This is a genomic window from Burkholderia dolosa (genome assembly GCF_902499135.1).
Taxonomy (GTDB): domain Bacteria; phylum Pseudomonadota; class Gammaproteobacteria; order Burkholderiales; family Burkholderiaceae; genus Burkholderia; species Burkholderia dolosa.
The window spans coordinates 1-19,374 of sequence record NZ_CABVPR010000020.1 but is presented as its reverse complement, the minus strand read 5'-3'; the positions used below and the strand labels follow the sequence as shown (position 1 = coordinate 19,374).

Annotated in this window: 19 protein-coding genes; 16 read left to right on the top strand and 3 right to left on the bottom strand. The window is 69.2% G+C overall.

The features are described 5' to 3' along the window. The first annotated feature begins 49 nt into the window (after positions 1–49). The 16 genes from BUB20358_RS11425 to BUB20358_RS11350 all read left to right on the top strand — a co-directional run bounded on the left by BUB20358_RS11425 (position 50) and on the right by BUB20358_RS11350 (position 17,879). On the top strand, positions 50–2,161 hold the full coding sequence (locus tag BUB20358_RS11425) for a ribonuclease catalytic domain-containing protein (protein WP_006765220.1): 2,112 nt from the start codon (positions 50–52) through the stop codon (positions 2,159–2,161). Continuing rightward, on the top strand, positions 2,158–3,024 hold the full coding sequence (gene aroE, locus BUB20358_RS11420) for a shikimate dehydrogenase (RefSeq protein WP_035973078.1): 867 nt from the start codon (positions 2,158–2,160) through the stop codon (positions 3,022–3,024). Before BUB20358_RS11425 ends, aroE begins: the two co-directional genes overlap by 4 nt. A gap of 14 nt (positions 3,025–3,038) precedes the next feature. Next, positions 3,039–3,776, top strand: a complete 738-nt coding sequence (gene mtgA, locus BUB20358_RS11415; protein ID WP_006765219.1) for a monofunctional biosynthetic peptidoglycan transglycosylase — start codon at positions 3,039–3,041, stop codon at positions 3,774–3,776. Between the two features lie 424 nt (positions 3,777–4,200). Then, a complete protein-coding gene (locus BUB20358_RS11410; RefSeq protein WP_035973075.1) occupies positions 4,201–5,811 on the top strand; it encodes a S10 family peptidase in 1,611 nt (536 codons plus the stop codon). Between the two features lie 70 nt (positions 5,812–5,881). Beyond that, positions 5,882–6,280: an EF-hand domain-containing protein gene (locus BUB20358_RS11405; protein ID WP_006765217.1), complete on the top strand. Its 399-nt coding sequence runs from the start codon at positions 5,882–5,884 to the stop codon at positions 6,278–6,280. Between the two features lie 338 nt (positions 6,281–6,618). Beyond that, complete coding sequence (locus tag BUB20358_RS11400; RefSeq protein WP_035973074.1) at positions 6,619–7,521, top strand: IclR family transcriptional regulator; 903 nt, start codon at positions 6,619–6,621, stop codon at positions 7,519–7,521. Further along, entirely contained in the window at positions 7,518–8,543 is a 1,026-nt protein-coding gene (locus BUB20358_RS11395; protein ID WP_035973073.1) for a 2-dehydro-3-deoxygalactonokinase, read from the top strand. The genes BUB20358_RS11400 and BUB20358_RS11395 overlap by 4 nt, the downstream gene beginning before the upstream one ends. 23 nt (positions 8,544–8,566) lie before the next feature. Next, positions 8,567–9,244, top strand: coding sequence for a 2-dehydro-3-deoxy-6-phosphogalactonate aldolase (locus tag BUB20358_RS11390; RefSeq protein WP_035973072.1), 678 nt, complete (start codon positions 8,567–8,569; stop codon positions 9,242–9,244). Beyond that, on the top strand, positions 9,244–10,023 hold the full coding sequence (locus tag BUB20358_RS11385) for an SDR family oxidoreductase (protein ID WP_035973430.1): 780 nt from the start codon (positions 9,244–9,246) through the stop codon (positions 10,021–10,023). The genes BUB20358_RS11390 and BUB20358_RS11385 overlap by 1 nt, the downstream gene beginning before the upstream one ends. A gap of 112 nt (positions 10,024–10,135) precedes the next feature. Then, on the top strand, positions 10,136–11,131 hold the full coding sequence (locus BUB20358_RS11380) for an arabinose ABC transporter substrate-binding protein (RefSeq protein ID WP_006765212.1): 996 nt from the start codon (positions 10,136–10,138) through the stop codon (positions 11,129–11,131). 73 nt (positions 11,132–11,204) lie between these two features. Beyond that, the gene (gene araG / locus BUB20358_RS11375; RefSeq protein ID WP_006765211.1) at positions 11,205–12,716 is read left to right on the top strand and encodes an L-arabinose ABC transporter ATP-binding protein AraG; all 1,512 of its coding nucleotides are present in this window, start codon (positions 11,205–11,207) and stop codon (positions 12,714–12,716) included. A gap of 69 nt (positions 12,717–12,785) precedes the next feature. After that, positions 12,786–13,802: an L-arabinose ABC transporter permease AraH gene (gene araH, locus BUB20358_RS11370; protein ID WP_006765210.1), complete on the top strand. Its 1,017-nt coding sequence runs from the start codon at positions 12,786–12,788 to the stop codon at positions 13,800–13,802. 23 nt (positions 13,803–13,825) lie between these two features. Further along, the gene (locus tag BUB20358_RS11365; RefSeq protein ID WP_006765209.1) at positions 13,826–14,620 is read left to right on the top strand and encodes an SDR family NAD(P)-dependent oxidoreductase; all 795 of its coding nucleotides are present in this window, start codon (positions 13,826–13,828) and stop codon (positions 14,618–14,620) included. Between the two features lie 49 nt (positions 14,621–14,669). After that, positions 14,670–15,731, top strand: coding sequence for an aldose 1-epimerase (locus BUB20358_RS11360; RefSeq protein ID WP_006765208.1), 1,062 nt, complete (start codon positions 14,670–14,672; stop codon positions 15,729–15,731). Between the two features lie 39 nt (positions 15,732–15,770). After that, positions 15,771–16,613 (top strand): orotidine-5'-phosphate decarboxylase, encoded by an 843-nt coding sequence (gene pyrF / locus BUB20358_RS11355; protein ID WP_006765207.1) that lies wholly within the window; start codon positions 15,771–15,773, stop codon positions 16,611–16,613. Between the two features lie 207 nt (positions 16,614–16,820). Further along, a complete protein-coding gene (locus BUB20358_RS11350; RefSeq protein WP_006765206.1) occupies positions 16,821–17,879 on the top strand; it encodes an HAD family hydrolase in 1,059 nt (352 codons plus the stop codon). Between the two features lie 17 nt (positions 17,880–17,896). On the opposite strand, the gene BUB20358_RS11345 is transcribed toward BUB20358_RS11350, so the two are convergent. From BUB20358_RS11345 to BUB20358_RS11335, 3 genes are all read right to left on the bottom strand, one after another. After that, positions 17,897–18,397 (bottom strand): CinA family protein, encoded by a 501-nt coding sequence (locus BUB20358_RS11345; protein WP_006765205.1) that lies wholly within the window; start codon positions 18,395–18,397, stop codon positions 17,897–17,899. Positions 18,398–18,427: 30 nt separating this feature from the next. Continuing rightward, positions 18,428–18,970: a phosphatidylglycerophosphatase A family protein gene (locus tag BUB20358_RS11340; protein ID WP_006765204.1), complete on the bottom strand. Its 543-nt coding sequence runs from the start codon at positions 18,968–18,970 to the stop codon at positions 18,428–18,430. Then, positions 18,963–19,374: AIR synthase-related protein (locus BUB20358_RS11335; protein ID WP_254593967.1), on the bottom strand; the 412-nt coding region annotated here is incomplete at its 5' end. The genes BUB20358_RS11335 and BUB20358_RS11340, both read right to left, overlap by 8 nt.

Sequence of the window (19,374 nt, the reverse complement as noted above, 5' to 3'; positions counted from 1 at the left end):
ATGCGGCGCCGCCGACGCGGCGCCCGGCAGTTCTGAACGAGAGTACTGAGTGAACGTTTTCTTCGAGGAATCGGGCAGTTTCAAGGCGGGCAGCGTGCTGTCGCGCCAGGGCGACGCGTTTCAGGTCGAGCTGCCCGGCGGGCGGCGCGCGAAGGTCCGCGCGAAGGACGTGCTGATCGAATTCGAGAAGCCGGCCGCGGGCGAACTGATGCAGGAGGCCGATGCGGCCGCGCAGCAGATCGACCTGGATTTCCTGTGGGAATGCGCGCCGACCGAGGAATTCGCGTATACGGCGCTGGCCGACGAGTACTACGGCGCGGCGTCCGGCCCGGTCCAGCGCGCGGCGCTCGTGCTGCGGCTGCATGGCTCGCCCGTCTATTTCCGCCGCAAGGGGCGCGGTCAGTACCAGCGTGCGCCGGAAGAGCAGCTGAAGATGGCGCTCGCGTCGCTCGAGCGCAAGCGCCAGCAGGCGCTGGTGCAGGCGCAGTATGAAGAGGAGCTGAAGGCCGGCAAGCTGCCGGAAGCGTTCGCCGGCAAGGTGATCGGGCTGCTCACGCGGCCGGACAAGAATTCGATCGAATACAAGGCGCTGGAGGCCGCGGCCGGCGCGCGCGGCGTGTCGCCCGCCCGGCTGATGCTCGATTGCGGCGGGATTCCGTCCGCGCGTGCGCTGCACGAGGCGCGCTTTCTCGCGGAATTCTTCCCGCACGGCACCGGCTTTCCGCCGGTCACGGTCGGCAGCCTGCCGGACGATCTGCCGCGCGCGAACGTCGACGCGTTCTCGATCGACGACATCACGACGACCGAAATCGACGATGCGTTCTCGGTCGAGCATCTGACCGACGGCCGCGTGCGGGTCGGCGTGCACATCGCGGCGCCGGCGCTCGGCATCGCGCGCGGCGACGCGATCGACGCGATCGCGCGCACACGCCTGTCGACCGTCTACATGCCGGGCGACAAGATCACGATGCTGCCGGACAACGTCGTCGACGTGTTCACGCTGAAGGAAGGCGACTACCGGCCGGCGCTGTCGCTGTACATCATCGTCGACCGCGACACGCAGGAGATCGTCGCGAACGAGACGCGCGCCGAGCTCGTGTTCGTGAAGAACAACCTGCGCCACAACACGCTCGACGAGCTCGTCACGGAAGAGACGCTCGCGGCCGGCACCGGCGACTATCCGCACAAGGACGACATCGCGGTGCTGTGGCCGCTCGCGCAGGCGCTGTTCGAGAAGCGCCAGCAGGCGCGCGCCGGCTATGGGCTGAAGCGCGAAGTGCAGCGCAACACCGACTACAACTTCTACGTCGAAGGCGAGCACGTGACGATCACGCCGCGCCGCCGCGGTTCGCCGCTCGACCTGATCGTGTCCGAGCTCGCGATTCTCGCGAACTCGACGTGGGGCGCGTTCCTGCACGACCACACGGTGCCCGGCATCTACCGCACGCAGCGCGGCTTCGGCGCGCCGGGGCCGAAGCGCACGCGGATGCAGACGACCGCCGCACCGCACGAGGGGCTCGGCGTCGCGCAGTACGCGTGGAGCACGTCGCCGCTGCGCCGCTACGTCGACCTCGTGAACCAGTGGCAGCTGCTCGCGTGCGTGCAGCACGGCGTCACCGCGAAGCTCGCCGCGCCGTTCAAGCCGAAGGACGCGGACCTGTACGCGGTCGTGCAGGGCTTCGACGACACGTACAGCGCGTACGCCGACCATCAGCGCCGGATGGAATATTTCTGGTGCCTGCGCTGGCTCGCGCAGGAGCAGAAGAAGCAGGTCGTCGCGACCGTCGTGAAGGGCGATCTCGTGCGCCTCGAAGAGATCCCGCTGCTGCTGCACGTGCCGGCGCTCGGCGTGCATGCGCGCGGCACGCACGTGCTGCTCGAGGTGATGTCGCTCGACGAGTTGACGATCGAGGCGTCGGTGCGGCTGCTGAACGTGCTCGACGCGCCGGCCGTGACGGGCGGCGACGCGTCCGACGACGAAGACGATGCCGAAGGCGCCGACGATCGCGACGGCACGCTGATCGACGCGGAAGACGAAACGGCCGAGACCGAAGCGGAAGCGCTTGCCGAAGCGGACGGCGCGTCCGCCGGCGAAGGCGCTGAAGGCGACCGCGGCGCGAACGGCGCGGACGGCGCTGGCGGCGAGGGGCGCGCATCGTGAGCGTGGCCGCGTCGACGAGCGGCGCCGACCGCTACGTGGTGTTCGGCAACCCGGTGGCGCACAGCAAGTCGCCGTTCATCCATGCGCAGTTCGCCGCGCAGACCGGCGAGCCGATCGTATACGAGCACCGGCTCGCGCCGCTCGACGGCTTCGACGCGGCCGTGCGCGCGTTCGTCGCCGAAGGCGGGCGCGGCGCGAACGTGACGGTGCCGTTCAAGCTGGACGCGCATGCGCTCGCCGACACGCTGTCGCCGCGCGCGGCGGCGGCCGGCGCGGTGAACACGCTGCGCATCGACGCCGACGGCCGCATCCACGGCGACAACACCGACGGCGCCGGCCTCGTGCGCGACATCGAAACGAATCTCGGCGTGTCGCTCGCCGGCGCGCGCATCCTGCTGCTCGGCGCGGGCGGCGCCGCACGCGGCGTCGTGCTGCCGATGCTCGAGCGCGCGCCGCTGTCGATCACGATCGTGAACCGCACCGCGAGCAAGGCGGAGACGCTCGTCGGACAGTTCATGCAGGCCGCGCACGACGCGGGCTGTGTGCTGTCGGGCGGCGGCCCGACCGAGGTGCGCGCGCAGCCGTACGACGTGATCGTCAATGCGACGGCCGGCAGCCTCGATGCGGCATTGCCCGAATGCGACGCGGCGGCGTTCGGCCCGCACACGCTCGCGTACGACATGATGTACGGCGCCCAGCCGACCGTGTTCATGCAGCACGCGGCGTCGCTCGGCGCGCGCACGGCCGACGGGCTCGGGATGCTCGTCGAGCAGGCGGCCGAATCGTTCTATATCTGGCGCGGCGTGCGGCCGGACGGCGCGCCGGTGCTCGCGGCGCTGCGCCGCGCGCTCGCGGCGGGCTGAACGGAGCGCGGCACGTGGCGGCGGTGAGCGGCACGCGGCGTACGCAGGCGGTCGGCGCAACGCGCTGGCTCGCGTACGCTGCCGCGGTGTTCGCGGGCGCATGGCTCGCGACGCAGCTGTTCTATCTCGTGCAGATCGCGCTGTGGTCGTTCGTGAACCCGGCTTCGACCGCGTTCATGCGCACCGACGCGTGGTGGCTGTCGCGCGCGGAGCCGCCCGCGCGGATTCAGCATCAGTGGGTGCCGTACGACCAGATCTCGCGGAATCTGAAGCGCGCGATCATCGCGTCGGAAGACGCGACTTTCGCGACCAACAACGGCTACGACGTCGACGCGATCCTGCAGGCGTGGGAGAAGAACAAGGCGCGCGGGCGGATCGTCGCGGGCGGCTCGACGATCACGCAGCAGCTCGCGCGCAACCTGTTCCTGTCCCGCGAGAAGAGCTACATCCGCAAGGGGCAGGAGCTGATCATCACGTGGATGCTCGAAACCGTGCTCGACAAGGAGCGGATCTTCGAGATCTATCTGAACTCGGTCGAGTGGGGGCGCGGCGTGTACGGCGCCGAGGCGGCCGCCCGCTATTACTACAAGGTGCCCGCGAGCCGGCTCGGCGCGTGGCAATCGGCGCGCCTCGCGGTGATGCTGCCGAAGCCGCGGTGGTTCGACGCGCATCGCGGCTCCGCGTATCAGGCGCAGCGCGCGGCCGTGATCGCGCGCCGGATGGGTACGGCCGAGCTTCCGCAGTCGCAGTGAGCGGCGCGGCCACGCTGCCGTATCGTCCGTTTCTCCGCCGGCACGCCGCTTGGTGCGGCGCAGCGCGCGCGTGTCGCGCGCATCAAGCGCCCGATCCTTTAGACGAAATCGTCTATTTCGCTTCGCTGAGCAATGCCGCCGGCCGCGCGGCTTTGTTCGCCGGCATGACGTCGCGATCGCGTATTTTTAGTTTCGAAAACTAAACAAGAAAGCAATTGAAAGGCACGCGAAATACGACGTTTCGCGATTCGAAGCCCGCGTGAAAGGTGTGCGCCGCACCGCGTGCCGCGCGAATATTTCCAAATTTTTCAAAGCCGACCCGCTCGCGTATATTGGCCGGCGCCTCGGCTCATCGGCCGATCGGGGCGGGGGGCGGCTCATCAGGCCTGCTCGACACGACAACATCGAGAGAAGGAACGCAACGATGCCAGCTAACAAAGCGAAGCTGTTGTTGGGGGTGGTGTTTTCTTCGCTGATTCTCGCGGCCTGCAACGACGACGTGACGTCGTCGGCTCCGGCAAGCGTCGCGGATTCGGCCGATCCGGGCGGCCAGACCGACAGGCCGTACAACGATCCCAACCGTTATTCGTCGAGCGCGACCGCGTCGCTCGATCCGTCCGCCGCGGTCGAAAAAGCCGCCGTCACGCATCACCAGATCACGCTGAACGGGCAGACGATCCGCTACACGGCGACGGCCGGCCATCTCGTCGCGCGCGATCCGCAAACGGGCGCGCCCGAAGCGTCGTTCTTCTACGTCGCCTATACCGCCGACAACCAGCCGGCCGCGAAGCGGCCCGTCACGTTCCTGTACAACGGCGGGCCGGGCTCGGCATCGGTCTGGCTGCATCTCGGTTCGTTCGGGCCGAAGCGGATCCAGACCGGCGATCCGATTGCCGGCACGGCGTCGTTTCCGTTCGTCGACAACGCGGAAAGCCTGCTCGATACGACCGACCTCGTGTTCGTCGACGCGATCGGCACCGGGTATTCGGAGGCGATCGCGCCGAACACGAACCAGACGTTCTGGGGCGTCGATCAGGACGCCGGCGCATTCCGCGATTTCGTGGTCCGCTATCTGAACGCGAACCAGCGCAACGCTTCGCCGAAATACCTGTTCGGCGAGTCGTACGGCACGCCGCGCACCGACGTGCTCGCGAACCTGCTCGAGACGGCCGGCGTGAATCTGGCCGGCATCGTGCTGCAGTCGTCGATCCTGAACTACAACACGAACTGCGACATGGCGAGCGACTACGTCGGCAACTCGAACAACGGCGCGAGCCCGGTCAGCTGCGCGGGCTTCGTGCCGTCGTACGGCACGGTCGGCGCGTACTACCAGCTCGACAATCCGAATCCGTCGAACCTGCCGCAGTATGCAGACCAGATGCGCGCGCTCACGTCGGGCAGCTACGCGCCTGCGGTGAACGCATATCTGGCGAGCCATACGCCGCCGTCGCCGAGCCTCGTGACGACGATGGCGAACGCGACGGGCGTGAAGCCGGCGCTGTGGAACGCCGACTTCAACGTGGTGCCGACGTTCTTCGACAACAGCTTCCAGGTGTCGCTGATTCCGGGCACGCTGATCGGCCGCTACGACGCGCGCGTGAACGTGCCGATATCGAGCCCGCTCGCGGCGGACGGCGACCCGTCGAGCACGTTCATCACGAAGCCGTTCACCGACACGATCGGCAGCTACCTGCCGAACGTGCTGAAGTACAGCGCGCAGTCGGCCTATTCGGTCAGCAGCAACGCGATCCAGACGTGGGACTGGACGCACGACGGGCTGTCGATGCCCGACACGATTCCCGATCTCGCGGCGGCGCTGACGCTGAATCCGTCGCTGAAAGTGCTGTCGCTGAACGGGTATCACGACATCGCGACGCCGTTCTATCAGACCGAGCTCGACCTCGCGCGGCTCGGCTCGCAACCGAACCTGACGATCAAGGACTATCAGGGCGGACACATGGTGTATCTCGACGATACGTCGCGTCCGCAGGAGAAGGCCGATCTCGTGACCTTCTACAACGCGGCCGCGCACTGATGCATGCGAGCCCGACGCGCGTGCGGCGCGTCGCCGGCCGTCGACGCCTCATTCCAGACTGGAGCCTGATATGACGAAACGTTTCCTCGCCTTTGCCGCGGCGCTCGCGTGCGCGGGCATTGCCGTCTCCGTTTCCGCGTTCGCGCAGGCCAGCGCCGCCGACACGCCGGCACGCGCGCGCCAGGCGCAGCTCGGCGATCCGTACGTGCCGCCGGCCGCGCGCAAGCCGACCGCCGGCACGCAGACGACCGGCGCCGCGCTGCACGCGCAGGTGGTGCGCAAGCTCGCGCGGCAGTTCGGCGCGGCCGACACGCAGAACACCGGTTCGATCACCGAGGCGCAGGCGCGCGCGGCCGGCCTTGGCTACGTCGCGAACCACTTCCGGCAGATCGACGCGAGCGGCAGCGGCCGCGTGTCGTTCGCCGACGTGCAGCGCTACATGCAGGCGCGCAGCGCGAACCGGCAGTAAGCGCGTGCGGCGCTCGACGGGGGCGGAACCTGCGGCAACGCGGGCTCCGCCCCCGCGCACGTCGCGCGGGCCGCGGCGCCGGCCGCCTACCGCATTTCTTCTCAATATCTGGACAACGCCTTCAAATATTGGAGACGCGTGCATGCGCTCCTACAATCCGAAGCACATCGACAGCTTCGGACCCACGCATCGCGCGGCGCCCGACGCACACGGAGACACATTCCATGAAGTTCGCCGGGCGCCTTCCTCGGTGCATCGACTGCCGCCTCGTCGCGACGCCGGACGCGGTTCCGGCCGCGCGCGAGCGGTTTCACCGATTCCGTTGAAGCCATCCGCCCATGACCAAGATGCCCGATTCCCTCGCCCTCGACGGCCGGCGTGCGACGCCGGACGATACCGCGTCGCTGACCGACAGCATCGGCGCGACGAGCACGCCGCTCGATCTGGCCGCGCAGCAGGCCGGCACGCAGACGCTGCTGCGCGGTCTCGCGATTCTGGAAGCGATCGCGAACGGCGCGCGCGACATGCGCTCGATCGGCGCCGCGCTCGGCACGACGCGCAGCACGACGCACCGGCTCGTCAGCAGCCTCGTGCAGGCGCGCTACCTGCGTCAGGTGCAGGGCGGCTACCTGCTCGGCCCGAAGCTGATCGAGCTCGGCACGATCGCGCTCGAGCAGATGCCGCTGACGGCGGTCGCCCGCCCGCATCTCGAAGCGCTCGCGGAAGCGACGCTCGACACGATCCATCTCGGCGTGCGCGACGGCGACGACGTGCTGTACATCGACAAGATTCCCGGCACACGCGGCCTCGAGATGCGCTCGCGCGTCGGCCACCGGATGCCGCTTGCGTCGACCGGCATCGGCAAGGCGATGATGCTCGACCTCGATCCCGAGCTGTGGCGCTCGCTGTTCGAGGCGGCGCGGCGCGCGCTGGCCGGCGTCAACTTCAAGCCGGACAACCGGCCCGAAACGAACGCGTTCCTGCAGCGCATGGCGCATTACGCGGCCGGCGGCTATACGTTCGACCTCGAGGAGAACGAGGCGTCGATCCGCTGCGTGGCTGCACCGATCCGCGACGCGTCGGGCGCGATCGTCGCGGCCGTGTCGGTCGCGAGCACGATTCCGTACATGCCGCGCGACCGGATGGACGAACTGATTCCGCTCGTGCAGCGCGAGGCGCGAGCCATTTCCGCGGAACTGGGCTGGAGCCCGCCGCAGGGTACCCGCAGGATCAAACGATGACGAATCCGACCCGGCCCGCTCCGGAAGCCAGCACGGCCGCCCCGGCGCTGATCGCGCTCGACTGGGGCACGACGTCGTTGCGTGCGTATCTGTACGACGCGCACGGCGCGCTCATCGACACGCGCGGCCGCGCGGCCGGCGTGATGCACGTGCCGGCCGGCGGCGCGCGCGCGTTCGACGCGGTGTTCGAGGACGCCTGCGGCGACTGGCTCGATCGTGCGCCCGGCGTGCCGGTGCTCGCGGCCGGGATGGTCGGCAGCGCGCAGGGCTGGCGGGAGGCACCGTACGTCGCGGTGCCGGCCGGCGCCGACGCGCTCGTCGCGGGCCTCGTCACGGTGACGACCGCGCGCGGCACGACGGTGTCGATCGTGCCCGGCGTGATCGCGACGGGCGAGCTGCCCGACGTGATGCGCGGCGAGGAAACGCAGATCTTCGGCGCGCTCGCAGGCGACGCCACGCTCGATGCCGATTCTTCGGGGATCCTCATCGGGCTGCCGGGCACGCATGCGAAGTGGGCGTGGGTGAAGGGCGGCCTGATCGAGCGGTTTCAGACCTTCATGACCGGCGAGCTGTTCGCCGCACTGCGCGACCACACGATCCTCGGCCGCACGATGCGTGCCGGCGCGTCGCCCGATCGCGCGGCATTCGAGCGCGGCGTGTCGGTCGCGCGCGGCGCGCAGCGCACCGGGCTGCTCGCGACGATCTTCAGCACGCGCACGCTCGGGCTGACCGACCGGCTCACGCCGGACGCGCAGGGCGACTACCTGTCCGGGCTGCTGATCGGCCACGAACTGAACGCGCTCGACGCGATGCTCGCCGAGCGCGGCGTCGCGCTCGCGAATCAGCCGCTGCTGCTGATCGGCGACGGTGCGCTGTGCGCGCGCTACGTCGATGCGCTGCGCGTCTTCGGCTGCACGCATGCGCGCATCGTCGCGCATGCGACCGAGCGCGGACTGTGGCAGATCGCGTCGCGCGCCGGACTCGTGCGCGCGGACGGCGAGCCCGTCTGCGCCGACCAATGAACCGATTGCGGAGGAACCCTTTCATGCCGTCCGACCTTACGCTGCCCGCCCCGTACTCGCCGCACGCCGCGCTGATGCGCGCGCTCGACGCGTGCCCGCTGGTCGCGATCCTGCGCGGGATCACGCCGGCCGAAGCGGTCGATCATGGCCACGCGCTTTACGAAGCCGGCTTCCGGATCGTCGAAGTGCCGCTCAACTCGCCGGAGCCGTTCGACAGCATCGCGGCGCTGCGCCGCGCGCTGCCCGACGACATGATCGTCGGCGCCGGCACCGTGCTGCGTGCGGAATTCGTCGACCGTGTCGAGGACGCGGGCGGCGCGCTGATCGTGATGCCGCACAGCGACGCGGCGGTGATTCGCCGCGCGCGCGAGCGCGGGCTTGCGAGCGCGCCGGGCGTCGCGACGCCGACCGAGGCGTTCGCGGCGCTGACGAACGGTGCCGACGTGCTGAAGATGTTCCCGGCCGAGCAGCTCGGCGTGCCGGTCGTGAAGGCGTGGCGCGCGGTGATCGACCGCGCGGTGCCGCTGATTCCGGTCGGCGGGATCGCGCCGGACAACATGCAGCCGTTCCTCGCGGCCGGCGCGAACGGCTTCGGCCTCGGTTCGGCGCTGTACCGGCCCGGCCAGTCCGCCGACACGACCGCCGCGAATGCGCGCGCGTTCGTGGCCGGCCTGCGCGCGGCGCGCGACGGAGCCGCATGATGGACCGTCTTGCCGGCAAGGTCGCGATGGTGACGGGCGCGGGCCGCGGAATCGGCGCGGCGATCGCGCTCGCGTTCGCACGCGAAGGCGCGGCGGTCGCGCTTGCCGACGTCGACTTCCCGCACGCGCAGCGCACGGCAGCCGAGATCGCGGGCGCGATCGACGGCGCCCGCGTGCTGCCGGTGCAGGCGGACGTCACGCGGCAGGACGCGGTGCGCGACGCGCTCGCGCAGACCGAAGCGGCGTTCGGCCCGCTCGACGTGCTCGTGAACAACGCCGGCATCAACGTGTTCGCCGATCCGCTGACGATGACCGACGAAGACTGGCGCCGCTGCTTCGCGGTGGATCTCGACGGCGTATGGCACGGCTGCCGCGCGGCGCTGCCGGGAATGGTCGAGCGCGGCCGCGGCAGCATCGTGAACATCGCGTCGACGCATGCGTTCCGCATCATTCCGGGCTGCTTTCCGTACCCGGTCGCGAAGCACGGCGTGCTCGGCCTCACGCGCGCGCTCGGCATCGAGTACGCGGCGCGCAACGTGCGCGTGAACGCGATCGCGCCCGGCTACATCGAGACGCAGCTCACGCACGACTGGTGGGACGCGCAGCCCGATCCGGACGCTGCGCGCGCCGAGACGCTCGCGCTGCAGCCGATGAAGCGGATCGGCCGGCCCGACGAAGTCGCGATGACGGCCGTGTTCCTCGCGTCCGACGAGGCGCCGTTCATCAATGCCGCGTGCATCACCGTCGACGGCGGGCGCGCGGCGCTGTATCACGACTGACACGATCGACGTAACGATTCGAAAGACCGCACGTGCGACGGCCGCGCGCACGCCGCGTCGAAACCAACAAGCGGCTTGCATCCTGTTCGATGAAAACAAGGAGACACTGGAGATGAAACGCAGAACGTTCGTAACGCTGGCCGCCGCGGCCGCGGTGGTGATGGGGAGCCCGGTCGCGCACGCGGCCGATCCGGTCAAGATCGGCTTTCTGGTGAAGCAGCCGGAAGAACCGTGGTTCCAGGACGAGTGGAAGTTCGCCGAGATCGCCGCGAAGGACAAGGGCTTCACGCTCGTGAAGATCGGCGCGCCGTCCGGCGAGAAGGTGATGAGCGCGATCGACAACCTCGCCGCGCAGAAGGCGCAGGGCTTCATCATCTGCACGCCGGACGTGAAGCTCGGGCCGGGCATCGTCGCGAAGGCGAAGTCGCACAACCTGAAGATGATGACGGTCGACGATCGCCTCGTCGACGGCGCGGGCAAGCCGATCGAGTCGGTGCCGCACATGGGGATCTCCGCGTACAACATCGGCAAGCAGGTCGGCGACGGCATCGCGGCCGAGATCAAGAAGCGCGGCTGGAACATGAAGGAAGTCGGCGCGATCGACATCACGTACGAGCAGCTGCCGACCGCGCACGACCGCACGACGGGCGCGACCGACGCGCTGGTGGCCGCGGGCTTTCCGAAGGCGAACGTGATCGCGGCGCCGCAGGCGAAGACCGACACCGAGAACGCGTTCAACGCGGCGAACATCGCGCTCACGAAGAACCCGCAGTTCAAGCACTGGGTCGCATACGGCCTGAACGACGAGGCCGTGCTCGGCGCGGTGCGCGCGGCCGAAGGGCGCGGCTTCAAGGCGGCCGACATGATCGGCATCGGCATCGGCGGCTCCGATTCGGCGCTCAACGAGTTCAAGAAGCCGCAACCGACGGGCTTCTTCGGCACCGTGATCATCAGCCCGAAGCGCCACGGCGAGGAAACCTCCGAGCTGATGTACACATGGATCACGCAAGGCAAGGCGCCGCCGCCGCTGACGCTGACCACCGGCATGCTGGCGACGCGCGACAACGTGACGAAGGTGCGCGAGGAGATGGGGCTCGCGTCGAAGTAAGCGGCCCGCGCGGCTGCCGCGGCAACGCGGCGGCAGCCGGCGGTCGATCGGATTCTGGAAGTGGAGAGGCGACGTGTCAGCGGCACTGCGTTTTGACAATATCGGCAAGGTATTTCCCGGCGTGCGCGCGCTCGACGGCATTTCGTTCGACGTGCATGCGGGCCAGGTGCACGGCCTGATGGGCGAGAACGGCGCGGGCAAGTCGACGCTGCTGAAGATTCTCGGCGGCGAATACCAGCCCGATGCGGGCAGCGTGCTGGTCGACGGCCGGCCCGTGCATTTCGCGAATGCGGCGGCGTCGATCGCGGCCGGCATCGCGGTGATTCACCAGGAACTGCAGTACGTGCCGGACCTGACGGTCGCGGAGAACCTGCTGCTCGGGCGGCTGCCGAACGCGTTCGGCTGGGTCAGGAAGCGCGACGCGAAGCGTCACGTGCGCGAATGGCTCGGCACGATGGGCGTCGATCTCGACCCCGACGCGCGGCTCGGCCGGCTGTCGATCGCGCAGCGGCAGATGGTCGAGATCTGCAAGGCGCTGATGCGCAACGCGCGCGTGATCGCGCTCGACGAACCGACGAGCTCGCTGTCGCACCGCGAGACCGAGGTGCTGTTCAAGCTCGTCGACGACTTGCGCGCGCAAGGCCGCGCGCTGATCTACATTTCGCACCGGATGGACGAGATCTACCGGCTGTGCGATGCGTGCACGATCTTTCGCGACGGGCGCAAGATCGCGTCGCATGCGTCGCTGGCCGACGTGCCGCGCGAGCGGCTCGTCGCGGAGATGGTCGGGCGCGAGATCGCCGACATCTACCATTACGCGCCGCGTCCGCTCGGCGACGTGCGGTTTTCCGCGGAAGGCATCGACGGCCCGGCGCTGCGCGAGCCGGCGAGCTTCTCGGTGCGCGCCGGCGAAATCGTCGGCTTCTTCGGCCTCGTCGGCGCCGGGCGCAGCGAGCTGATGCGGCTCGTGTACGGCGCCGATCGCAAGCGCGCGGGCGTGCTGACGCTCGACGGCGCGCGCATCGACGTGAAGCGCACCGGCGACGCGATCCGCCACGGGATCGTGCTGTGCCCGGAGGACCGCAAGGAAGAAGGGATCATCGCGATGGCGTCGGTCGCGGAGAACATCAACATCAGCTGCCGCCGTCATTCGCTGCGCGCGGGGCTGTTCATCGACCGCAAGGTGGAAACCGAAACGGCCGACCGCTTCATCCAGCGGCTGAAGATCAAGACGCCGAACCGGCGGCAGAAGATCCGCTTCCTGTCGGGCGGCAACCAGCAGAAGGCGATCCTGTCGCGCTGGCTCGCGGAGCCCGACCTGAAGGTCGTGATTCTCGACGAGCCGACGCGCGGAATCGACGTCGGCGCGAAGCACGAGATCTACGACGTGATCTACCGGCTCGCGGAGCGCGGCTGCGCGATCGTGATGGTGTCGTCGGAATTGCCGGAGGTGCTCGGCGTGTCCGACCGCATCGTCGTGATGCGCGAAGGCCGCATCGCGGGCGAACTGCCGCGCGAGCAGGCGAACGAGCATGCGGTGCTGAACCTCGCGTTGCCGCAGACGAGCGTCGCGCAAGCGGCCTGACGCGGGATACGCGATTCGAATCGAACGAGCGCGGCGCGGGCCGCGCGATGCAGGAGCAGGAGACATACCATGCAAGTCCGGGAAAACCTTGCCGGCGCAGCCGTGAAGCAGTCGGCCGACGCGCTGGTTCCACAGCCGAGCGACCGTCAGAAGTGGTGGCAGCAGCTCACCGAATACAGCCTGATCGCGATCTTCGCGGTGATGTTCATCACGATGTCGCTGACGGTCGATCACTTCTTCTCGATCGACAACATGCTCGGCCTCGCGCTGTCGATCTCGCAGATCGGGATGGTCGCGTGCACGATGATGTTCTGTCTCGCGTCGCGCGACTTCGACCTGTCGATCGGCTCGACCGTCGCGTTCGCCGGCGTGCTGTGCGCGATGGTGCTCAACGCGACCGACAACACGTTCGTCGCGATCGTCGCGGCGGTCGCCGCCGGCGCGGTGATCGGCTTCGTGAACGGCGCGGTGATCGCGTACCTGCGGATCAACGCGCTGATCACGACGCTCGCGACGATGGAGATCGTGCGCGGGCTCGGCTTCATCGTGTCGAAGGGGCAGGCGGTCGGCGTGTCGTCCGACACGTTCATCGCGCTCGGCGGGCTGTCGCTGTTCGGCGTATCGCTGCCGATCTGGGTCACGCTGCTGTGCTTCATCGTGTTCGGCGTGCTGCTGAACCAGACCGTGTACGGCCGCAACACGCTCGCGATCGGCGGCAACCCGGAGGCATCGCGCCTCGCGGGGATCAACGTCGAACGCACGCGCGTGTACATCTTCCTGATCCAGGGTGCGGTGACCGCGCTCGCCGGCGTGATCCTCGCATCGCGGATCACGTCCGGCCAGCCGAACGCCGCGCAGGGCTTCGAGCTGAACGTGATCTCCGCGTGCGTGCTCGGCGGCGTGTCGCTGATGGGCGGCCGCGCGACGATCTCCGGCGTCGTGATCGGCGTGCTGATCATGGGCACCGTCGAGAACGTGATGAACCTGCTGAACATCGACGCGTTCTACCAGTACCTCGTGCGCGGCGCGATCCTGCTCGCTGCCGTGCTGCTCGACCAGCTGAAGAACCGCGGCGTACGCGACTGACCGATTCCACGGAGACGAACCGCATGACCATCGACACTTCCGCGCAGGATCCGCACGCGCGCTTTGCGCGCTATCCGAGCCTCGAGGATCGCGCGGTGCTGATCACGGGCGGCGCGACCGGCATCGGCGCGTCGTTCGTCGAGCACTTCGCGCAGCAGGGCGCGCGCGTCGCGTTCGTCGATCTCGACGTCGACGCGGGCCGCGCGCTCGCCGAACGGCTCGCGCAATCGCGTCACGCGCCGCTGTTCATCCCGTGCGACCTGACCGACATCGACGCGCTGCGCGGCGCGATCGATGCGGCGCGCGCACGGATCGGCGCGATCGCGGTGCTGGTGAACAACGCGGCGAACGACGTGCGCCATGCGATCACCGACGTGACGCCCGCGTCGTTCGACGCCGGCATCGCGGTGAACCTGCGCCACCAGTTCTTCGCCGCGCAGGCGGTGATCGACGACATGAAGCAGCGCGGCGGCGGCTCGATCATCAACCTCGGTTCGATCAGCTGGATGCTGAAGAACGGCGGCTATCCGGTGTACGTGATGGCGAAGGCGGCCGTGCAGGGGCTCACGCGCGGTCTCGCGCGCGACCTCGGGCCGTTCGGCATCCGCGTGAACTCGCTGGTGCCCGGCTGGGTGATGACCGACAAGCAGCGCCGATTGTGGCTCGACGACGCGGGCCGCGCGGCGATCAAGGCCGGCCAGTGCCTCGACGCCGAGCTGCTGCCCGCCGATCTCGCGCGGATGGCGCTGTTCCTCGCGGCCGACGACAGCCGGATGATCACCGCTCAGGACGTGATCGTCGACGGCGGGTGGGCCTGAGCGTTCGCGCCGATTGCATCGTTTCTTCGACGAAGGAAGGGAGCCGATCATGACCGCCACGTCCTCGCGCGCATCGTCGTCCACGACCCAGTCTCGCCGCGCGCGTCTCGCGGCGGCCGCGCAGCCGGTCAGTCCCGGCCCGCAGACCGCCGCGCTCGCGCAGGGCGTCGGCGCCGCGCATGCGGCGGCCGTCACGCTGTCGAACGCGTCGCTGCGGCTCGACGTGCTGCCGCATCTGGGCGGCGGCATCGCGCGCTTCGACTGGCGCGGCGACAACGGCGCGCTCGTGCCGGTGTTTCGCCGCTGCGAGCATCCGGAGACTGCGACGGACCCGAACGCGCTCGCGTGCTATCCGCTGCTGCCTTACTCGAACCGGATCGGCGGCGGCCGCTTCGAATGCGACGGGCGCAGCATCGCGGTGCCGCGCAATCGCCGCGACGAAGCGCTGCCGATCCACGGCGACGGCTGGCTCGCGCGGTGGCAGGTGGACGATGCGACCGACACGACGCTGCAGCTGTCGCTCGATCGCGCGAGCGGCGCGCCGTACGCGTTCCGCGCGATTCAGTCGTTCGAGCTCGACGACACGACGCTGTCGATCGTGCTGACGATCGAGAATGCGGGCCGCGCGCGGCTGCCGTTCGGGCTCGGCGTGCATCCGTTCGTCGTGCGCGACGATGCGACCGAGCTGGCGGCTGCGGCGGACGGCTTGTGGCTGTCGGGCGCCGATTTCCTGCCGGTGCGGCACGTGAGCGTGCCGCCCGCGTGGCAGTTCGGCGTCGCGTATCCGCTGCCGGCGACGCTCGTCAATCATGCGTTCACCGGCTGGGGCGGCCGTGCGACGGTGAGCTGGCCGCGCCGCGGGCTCACGCTGACGGTCGCGGCCGATGCCGATGCGTACGTGCTGTATACGCCGCCGGGCGAGGATTTCTTCTGCTTCGAGCCGGTCGATCATCCGATCAACGCGGTGAATCTGCCGGGCGGCGCGGCCGCCAACGGGATGACGCTGCTCGCGCCGGGCGAGCGGCTCACGCGGCGCTTCGCGTTCACCGTCGAGCGCGCCGGTGCGCGCAGCGAAGCCGCCGCACGCGAGGCGAAGCGCCGACGCGGGTAAAATACGCGGCCTATCAACGGTTTGCCGCGAGTATCCGCCATGTCTTCCCCGCTTACTTTCATCGAATCGCTGCGCGCCGCCTGGCAGCGCACGAATTCGCTGCTGTGCGTCGGCCTCGATCCCGAGCCGTCGCGCTTTCCCGTGCAGTTCGACGGCCAGCCGGACGCGATCTTCGAATTCTGCCGGCAGATCGTCGATGCGACCGCGCAATACGCGAGCGCGTTCAAGCCGCAGATCGCGTATTTCGCCGCGCATCGCGCGGAAGAGCAGCTCGAGCGGCTGATCGCGCACATCCATCTGCAGCATCCGGGCCTGCCGGTGATCCTCGACGCGAAGCGCGGCGACATCGGCAGCACGGCCGAGCAGTACGCACGCGAGGCGTTCGAGCGCTATCGCGCAGATGCGGTGACGGTGAACCCGTACATGGGCTTCGACTCGGTCGAGCCGTACTTCGAACATGAAGGCAAGGGCGTGATCGTGCTGTGCCGCACGTCGAACCCCGGCGGCTCCGACCTGCAGTTCCTCGAAACGAACGCGGCCGGCCAGCCGGGCCGCCCGCTGTACCAGGTCGTCGCCGATCTCGCGGCGAACCGGTGGAACGCGAAGAGCGGCCAGCTCGCGCTCGTGGTCGGCGCGACGTTCCCGAAGGAGATCGAGATCGTGCGCGGGATCGTCGGCGACATGCCGCTGCTGATTCCGGGCATCGGCGCGCAGGGCGGCGACGTGCAGGCGACCGTGCACGCGGGCCGCACGGCCGACGGCACCGGAATGATGATCAACTCGTCGCGCGCGATCCTGTACGCGAGCAACGGCGACGATTTCGCCGAAGCCGCGGCGCTCGCCGCGCAGAAGACGCGCGACGCGATCAACGCGCATCGCTGAAGCATGACGGCCGCCCGCGCGGGCGGCCGATTTCCGCAGCCCGCGTCCGCGGGCGCGCCGCTCCTCCGACGCCCGCCGCGGTTGGCGCGCGCGAACAAGTTCCCGTCGCTTTCGTCTGCATGGCCGCGCGGCAATCGCGCGATGCTGCCGCTTGTCACCGATCCGTCACCGATCCGTCACCGGCAAGCCGAGAAAAGGAGCGACGCCATGCCCAAGCTGTCCCGACGTCTACTGACCGCGCTCGCCGCGTCGCTGTGCATGAGCTTCGCGCACGCGGCGGATCTCGCGCACTGGCCGGCCGACAGCGCGAAGGCGCTGAATGCGATGATCGCCGCACACGCGCATCGCGGCGACTACGCGGTATTCGACGCCGACAACACGACCTACCGCTACGACCTCGAGGAATCGCTGCTGCCGTATCTGGAGAACCGCGGCGTGCTGACGCGCGACACGCTCGACGCGTCGCTGAAGCTGATTCCGTTCAAGGATTCGGCCGACTACAAGGAATCGCTGACGAGCTACTACTACCGGCTCTGCGAGATCGACGACCTCGTCTGCTATCCGTGGATCGCGCAGGCGTTCGCCGGGCTGTCGCTCGCGGAGCTGAAGCGCCACGTCGACGCGATGCTCGCCGACGGCAAGCCGATTCCGATCCGCTACTGGCACGGCGACAAGGTCGTCGACGGCACCGTGAATCCGCCGCGCTTCTTCCGCGGAATGCAGGAGCTGTACAACGCGCTGCGCGAGAACGGGATCGACGTGTACGTGATGACGGCCGCGCACGAGGAGCTCGCGCGGCTCGTGCTGGCCGATCCGAAGTACGGCTACAACGTGAAGCCGCAGAACGTGATCGGCGTGACGACGCTGCTGCGCGATCCGGCGACCGGCGCGCTGACCACGTCGCGGCTGCAGATCAAGGCCGGCAAGTACGACGAAGCCGCGAACCGCAAGCTCGTGATCACGCCGTTCCTGATGAACCCGATGACGTGGTACGAAGGCAAGCTCGGCTCGATCGTCGGCTGGATCGACCAGTGGAAGAAGCCGGTGCTCGTCGCGGGCGACACGCCGGCGTCCGACGGCTACATGCTGCTGAACGCGACCGACGTCGCGCGCGGCGGCGTGCGCGTGTGGGTGAACAAGAAGGACAAGCAGATGACGCAGATCCGCGCGTGGTCCGACGAATCGGCCGCGAAGCAGGAGTCGCTCGGGCTGCCGGTGACGGCCGACAAGAACTGGATCGTCGTGAAGCCCGACGCGATCCAGTAAGCCGCGCGGGCCGGCCGTTAGCCTTCGCGTTCGTCGAGCAGCTTCAGCAGCCCGCGCAGCGCGTGCGCGGCCGCTTGCGTGCGGATCTGCTCGCGATCGCCCTTGAACACGAGCGTCTCGGCGTCGGTATGCAGCCGGTTGCTCCACGCGAACGACACGGTGCCGACCGGCTTGTGCTCGCTGCCGCCTCCCGGCCCTGCGATGCCGGTGACGGACAGCGCGACCTGCGCGCGGCTGTTGCGCAGCGCGCCTTCGGCCATCGCGCGCACGACCGGTTCGCTGACCGCGCCGTGCTTTTCGATCAGATCGGGCGGCACGCCGATCATCTCGCTCTTCGCCTGGTTCGAATACGTGACGAAGCCGCGCTCGAACCACTGGCTGCTGCCGGAGATGTCGGTGATCGCCGCGGCGATCATCCCGCCGGTGCAGGATTCGGCGGTGGCGAGCATCAGGTGCTCGTCACGCAGCTTGTTGCCTGCGCGGATCGCAAGCTGATGGACGACGGAATCGGTTGGCATGCGGATCGGGAAACGGAAGTCGGGAAACGGTCAGCCGGCGGCGGAGCGCCACAGCGCGATCACGAGCAGCGTCATGAACGCGGCGATCAGATCGTCGACCATGATGCCGAGCCCGCCTGTGAGCCGGCGCTCGAAATGCCGGATCGGCGGCGGCTTCAGCATGTCGAAGAAGCGGAACACGACGAACGCCCATAGCTGGCCGACGAACGTTGCCGGCGTGACGAACAGCATCACGAGCCAGATCGCGACGATCTCGTCCCAGACGATCGGGCCGGGATCGGCCGCGCCCATCTTGCGTGCGGTGAAACCGGTGACCCACATGCCGGCGACGAATCCGACCGCGATCAGCGCCCACCATTCGGGCACGGTCAGGTAGCGGTTCAGCGCGACGAACGTCAGCCAGCCGAGCAGCGAGCCGAACGTGCCGGGCATGAACGGCGCGAGCCCGCTGCCGAAGCCGAGCGACACGATGTGCGCCGGATGCGACAGCATGAAGCGTGCGCTCGCGCGCGCCGGTACGGGGCGCGCGGCGTGCGGTTCGGCGGCGGTCTGCGCGGGCGTCGGATCAGTCATGGAAGTGGTCGAAACCCTGCAACGTCAGAGCGAGGGGCGCGCCGGCGGCGTCGCGCCACGCGATCGCGGGCTGCTCCGACGGCGAGGACAGGCTGCGTATTGTACCGACTCGCGTGACCGGCACGCCGGCCTTCGCGCCGGCCGCTTCGACGGCCGCGCGCGCGGCCGCGGGCGCGGTGAAGCACAGTTCGTAGTCGTCGCCGCCCGCGAGCGTGCAGCGGCGCTGCACGTCGGGCGGCAGCGTCGCGAGCGCGGCGGAGCGCGGCACGGCGTCCGCATCGATTTCCGCGCGCACGTTCGAGCGCGTCAGGATGTGCCGAAGATCGCCGGCGAGGCCGTCCGAAACGTCGAGCGCCGCGTGCGCGATGCCCGCGAGCGCGAGCCCGAGCGCGACGCGCGGCTCG

Bases quoted from the DNA above. Each gene is read 5' to 3' on its own strand.
- BUB20358_RS11410 (WP_035973075.1), top strand. From the start codon at position 4,201: ATGCCAGCTAACAAAGCGAAGCTGTTGTTGGGGGTGGTGTTTTCTTCG.
- BUB20358_RS11405 (WP_006765217.1), top strand. From the start codon at position 5,882: ATGACGAAACGTTTCCTCGCCTTTGCCGCGGCGCTCGCGTGCGCGGGC.
- BUB20358_RS11400 (WP_035973074.1), top strand. From the start codon at position 6,619: ATGACCAAGATGCCCGATTCCCTCGCCCTCGACGGCCGGCGTGCGACG.
- BUB20358_RS11395 (WP_035973073.1), top strand. From the start codon at position 7,518: ATGACGAATCCGACCCGGCCCGCTCCGGAAGCCAGCACGGCCGCCCCG.
- BUB20358_RS11390 (WP_035973072.1), top strand. From the start codon at position 8,567: ATGCCGTCCGACCTTACGCTGCCCGCCCCGTACTCGCCGCACGCCGCG.
- BUB20358_RS11385 (WP_035973430.1), top strand. From the start codon at position 9,244: ATGGACCGTCTTGCCGGCAAGGTCGCGATGGTGACGGGCGCGGGCCGC.
- BUB20358_RS11380 (WP_006765212.1), top strand. From the start codon at position 10,136: ATGAAACGCAGAACGTTCGTAACGCTGGCCGCCGCGGCCGCGGTGGTG.
- araH (WP_006765210.1), top strand. From the start codon at position 12,786: ATGCAAGTCCGGGAAAACCTTGCCGGCGCAGCCGTGAAGCAGTCGGCC.
- BUB20358_RS11365 (WP_006765209.1), top strand. From the start codon at position 13,826: ATGACCATCGACACTTCCGCGCAGGATCCGCACGCGCGCTTTGCGCGC.
- BUB20358_RS11360 (WP_006765208.1), top strand. From the start codon at position 14,670: ATGACCGCCACGTCCTCGCGCGCATCGTCGTCCACGACCCAGTCTCGC.
- pyrF (WP_006765207.1), top strand. From the start codon at position 15,771: ATGTCTTCCCCGCTTACTTTCATCGAATCGCTGCGCGCCGCCTGGCAG.
- BUB20358_RS11350 (WP_006765206.1), top strand. From the start codon at position 16,821: ATGCCCAAGCTGTCCCGACGTCTACTGACCGCGCTCGCCGCGTCGCTG.
- BUB20358_RS11345 (WP_006765205.1), bottom strand. From the start codon at position 18,397: ATGCCAACCGATTCCGTCGTCCATCAGCTTGCGATCCGCGCAGGCAAC.
- BUB20358_RS11340 (WP_006765204.1), bottom strand. From the start codon at position 18,970: ATGACTGATCCGACGCCCGCGCAGACCGCCGCCGAACCGCACGCCGCG.